Source organism: Helicobacter anatolicus, from assembly GCF_021300615.1.
In the GTDB taxonomy this organism is placed as follows: domain Bacteria; phylum Campylobacterota; class Campylobacteria; order Campylobacterales; family Helicobacteraceae; genus Helicobacter_H; species Helicobacter_H anatolicus.
The window spans coordinates 1-4,765 of record NZ_JAJTMY010000010.1 but is presented as its reverse complement, the minus strand read 5'-3'; the positions used below and the strand labels follow the sequence as shown (position 1 = coordinate 4,765).

At 33.1% G+C, this 4,765-nt stretch carries 1 protein-coding gene; it reads right to left on the bottom strand.

Features of this window, described 5'->3' with window-relative positions:
• Positions 1-4,285, bottom strand: a 4,285-nt coding sequence (locus tag LW133_RS07335; protein WP_233077798.1) for a beta strand repeat-containing protein, incomplete at its 3' end; no start/stop codon positions are given.
• Positions 4,286-4,765: the final 480 nt, after the last annotated feature.

Genomic DNA, 4,765 nt, shown 5'->3' with positions numbered 1-4,765 from the left:
CTGTTTTTAAGGTTACATTGAATTCTGCATGTTTTTCTTTATTATCTCGGCTTCTTTCTAGTGCTACAACATCACCTACAAAAAGACCTTCTATTACAATTGTGTCTTTAAAGTTATTGCTACTACCACTATTAGTAGTAGTTTCTCTTTTATTAGTTAGTGTAAGAAGAGAATTTTGTGCTGGAGTTTTGCTGTCTGTGCTTGAAGTGGCAGCTGCTGCAGCTAAGGTTGATCCCATCATTTCATTAGATTCTTGCATATCTTCGTTATTTGCGTCATGTTTTTTAAATAAATTACCATAAGTATTAATAAAAGAAATATATTGATCACTAGAGTTTTTGATCGTTCTATCTTTTAGTGTGAGTTTGATACCATCTTGATAAGTTACACCTAGGACTTTGTTATTAGTATTTGTAGTGTCTGTGGAATCTTTACCAAAGCTGTCACTGCCACCAAGCGTTGTATTATTACCATTTGCAAAGATAAAGTTTGTGGTGCTGCTATTATCATAATCTACATTTGCACCTACATTTACTTGTCCTTGGATAACTATATTAGTTTCTGCTTGTTTTTTTGCAGTGATATTAAAAATTGATGTTCCTGCAGCACTTAATGCACTTGCTCCATTTTCTCTTAGAACGATATTGGTTTTACCATTATCATTTATAAGATTTCCTGATTGGGTGCCACTAAAAGGAATTTGCATGGTGTTATCTTGATTATCTTTACCATTAGGCACATTAGGTGCAATGATTGCAGAAGGTAACCAGATACTATCTTCAAAGATAATATTATTGCTACCACCATTTGTGGTGATATTACCTGCTAAACCTAGCTTAACACCTGTGGTTGCTCCCGCTGCTCCTGCTGTTGCCATTGCTTGAGGTTGCATTTCATTTTTTCCACCTTTGATAAAGATGTTGTTTGTTCCGCCATCATTATCAATATGTCCTGCAATAACAGATTGGAAACTATCTTGTAAAGAAAAGCCTTGATTTCCTGTATTTGGTTCTTGTTTAATAAGTCCTTGTAATTTTGCTAATACAGAAGCTGCATCAGCAAAGTCTTTATTTTTGCTTAGATCTAAATAAAGATTATTGTTTCCAGAAATTGCAGTTCCTAAGACTTTAGCACTATTTTCTTCTTTTAATTTACCGATAATGTAGTTTTGAGGGGCTGTAGTATCTGCTGCTGCTATTGTTGCTATTTCTGTTTCCTCTTCTCCTGGCATTGAAGTCGTGGCTAAAATTGTTGCATCTGCTTTATAAGAAATAAAGTTTATTCCATCTTTTGCAGTGCTTACACCATTTTTGATATAAAGTTTTCCAGTGATTGCATTTGTATCACTAGTCATATCTAGCTCATTAATTTTTACAAAGCCATTGCCTCCATTAGTGTTAGGGGTGTATTCTACTAAGCCTTTTACAAGATAATTTTTTCCTGAAGTATTAAGAGTGATATTATCAATTACAAGGTCATTATTTGCTCCATCAACTGAGATGAAGTTATTTTTTCTACCATTTGTAGAGTTATTGTCTCCTATGATGCTTACATTTTCAAATTTTACACTATCTTTAAATAAAATCACATTTTCAGAAGTATTATTTCCATCTTGAGCTTTGATGGCTGTATTTTTTAGTGTAGTGAGTGTTGATTGTTCATTTAACTTTTCTTTTGATGTGCCATTTCCTACCAAAATATAGTTTTTTCCACCCCAGCGCGCAATAATATCTCCATCTAGGCTTAGTTTTTCAGCATTGATATAGTTTTGTCCTGCATTAGCATCAATTTTTCCTGTAATATCCATTTCTTGGAAATCAATGTGATTTTGTGCAGAAGCGCTAGATGCTGAAATTACATTTGCTTGTGTTTGCTTTATTGTGAGCTTTCCACTTGCACGATTGTTAGGATCTAGGAATTTATAACCTGAATTATTATATTGAAGTGTATAAGCATCTTTGATTGTTTTGCTTTGTATGCCATCTTTAATTAAATCATCTTTAATCAAAGTGATAGTATTTTGTGTATTTGATGTTGTTAATACATTTTTTCCAATGTAATTGCTTCCTTTGTCTCCAGTAATGCTTGTAAGTGTGATAGTATTTTTTGTGCCATCTAAAGAAATGAAGTTTTTGGCTTTATTTCCACCATTACTACCATTTCCTTCGGCTCTAATTTCTTTGAGATTTATTTTTGTGTCAGATCCTTCAAGCTTAATAAAGTTGATTTTATCTGTTTTGTCATTATCCCTATTATGCGCAGTGATAGAAAGGTCGGAATTTTGCATCATAGTATCACCTGTACCTGCATCTGTACCGATAGTATTTTTACCTTTTAAATAGATGTGATTAACTGATCCAATTCCATTTCTTCCTGCTAGGATATTACCAGTAATATTATTTGTGGATTCTATGCTTGTAGATGCTGTAGGAGCTTGTGCTTCTCCATCTTTTTTAACTGTTGTTTCTGCGATTGCACCATCTATACCTAGAGTGATATAGTTTGTTCCATTTTCTGCGGTGATATTTTTGATGGTATTTGTTATGCCTGTATCATTACTTCCACCATTAGTAGAGATGATTTTATTGACACCTCCGCCATTTGCTTGAATTGTTCCATTAATTGTATTGGTTTTGGAAGTTCCAGAAGAAGAAGCAGGTGCAGATACCGTGCTAGGTGTTTTAGGGGCAAATACTATAATATTAGAACCAGAATTAGTAACAATATTACCTTTAATTGTGTTATTTCCATTGCTATTAAAAATTATTGTATTGTTTCCATTTCCTCCCCAAAGGTTCTTAGCAGATATATTACCTGTAATTGTATTAGTTCCTGCTCCGTTAAAGACGATATGATTCATTCTTCCATTAGAAGAGATTACATCTCCATTACCACCATTATTGCTAATTGAGGCATTATTATCTCCATCAAAAGTAATGCGATTCCAAATGTTTGTTTGATTTCCATTAAGAGTATATGCAAAGCCATCTGTGCCTGTCTGAATTGTTCCAGTGATCGCTCCTCCTTTTTCAAAATGAATTTCATTTCTTCCACCATTAACAAGACTGATTGATCCTACTAGTTTGGCATTTTCTTCTTTAAAGGTTACTTGATTATATCCCTGTCTTCTGAGATTATCATAGCCAGAGCTTATGTTCCCTTTCATGGATCCATGCTCAAAAGTTACATGATTTCCCTTTTCGATACCTATTGTCTTTCCATCGGGATATCCAGTTCCATTGGAAGTAATATTCCCAGTTAAAACGAAGTTATCCCCATCTTTTGAAGTCATAGTTTCTGAATTAGCCTTTTTAAAAGTGACTTCTCTTTTTTGGTAATCATTGGCTTCGCTTATTTTAGAGTGTCCGATATTTCCTTCCATCACTGCGCCATCTTCAAAATTAACGATAAGATCGCCTGTACCAGGTGCTCCATTGTTTGGTCCAGCAATTCTGATATTTCCTTGTAATCCACCGCCTTTGATGGTAATAGTCATCTTTTGCTGATCATTGTTGTAGGTATAGATATCTCCTACAACTCTTCCTGAAGTATTGGCAGCAAGTTGTGATGTTTTGTCGCTATTTGTAAAATCAATAGTAAGTTTATTTTCGCCACCATTAGCAGCATATCCTGAGCCGATATTGCCTCTTAAGCTCCCGTGAGTAAGCTTGATTGTATTATCTCCACTTGCGCCAGAAAGAGTGACACTTCCTGTTAGATCATAATTAAGTGTGGCTGAGAAAGTGTTTTGATTTCCATTCATACCAGCTTTTTGATTAGCAATTTTTAGATGTCCTGCAAATGATGTCGCACCATCTGGAGCATTTGAGAGATCTAGGGTGAAATTTTTGCCAGTTTGGTTATTATAATCAACTATAAGGTTTCCTTGTCCATTGGCAGCCATCTGGATACCCTTGGTATTACCTTTGAGAATGATAGAGTTAGCATCGCTTCCAGCTTTTAGAGTGGAATTAGCTCCTAAACTCCCATCTTTTTGTAAGCTACCACTAGAACCATCAAATTTAAAAGTAAGCCTAGTGATAACATCACTTGGTCCACCATTAAATAGTGGACTATAGCTTTTGAAATCACTACTTGTAGCATTCCATTTTAAAAGGTTATCTACTCTTGTTTCACTGCTTTTTGTTCCCGCACAAATAATTGGGATAGTTCCAGAGGTGGAATCGCTCATACACTCTGCTTGAGCAAAATTAGTATTTAAAACTAAGGCTAGTGAACTTGCTACGATAGGGGTAAAGAGTTTAAATTTTTTATTTGTTTTCATTGATTATTTCTCCTTGTTAAAAAATGTATTATTAATTTTTTAATAAAAAATATCCTTATCACCTATATTATAATATTTAAATAAATATCTAGCGGGGCGGGGGGTATTTTGTAAAAATTTTTATTTTTTTTGCTTTCTTTTGTAATAAAAATTATTTTTTTGAATACAGCTTATGCAAGTGGGAGACATTTTGTTTTTATTTCTAGCTTTTAATTTCTCATCTTTGTTTATAATCTTTAATCAATCTTTTTATGCAATAGTATTATTACTATTAAAATAATAGGATTTTTAATATAAGAGGAGTTATAATATATCCTTGCATAACTTCTTAAAATACTTAAATTTTTATTTTTAAGTTTTAATCTGTGGTTTTTATTTTTTAAATCTTTTTTATTTCTAATTTCTAATCTACGATTCTTGATTTCTATTTTATAGCTTTAGTTAGATTTGATTTTCAATCTAGTTTTGTTTAGTTTTATT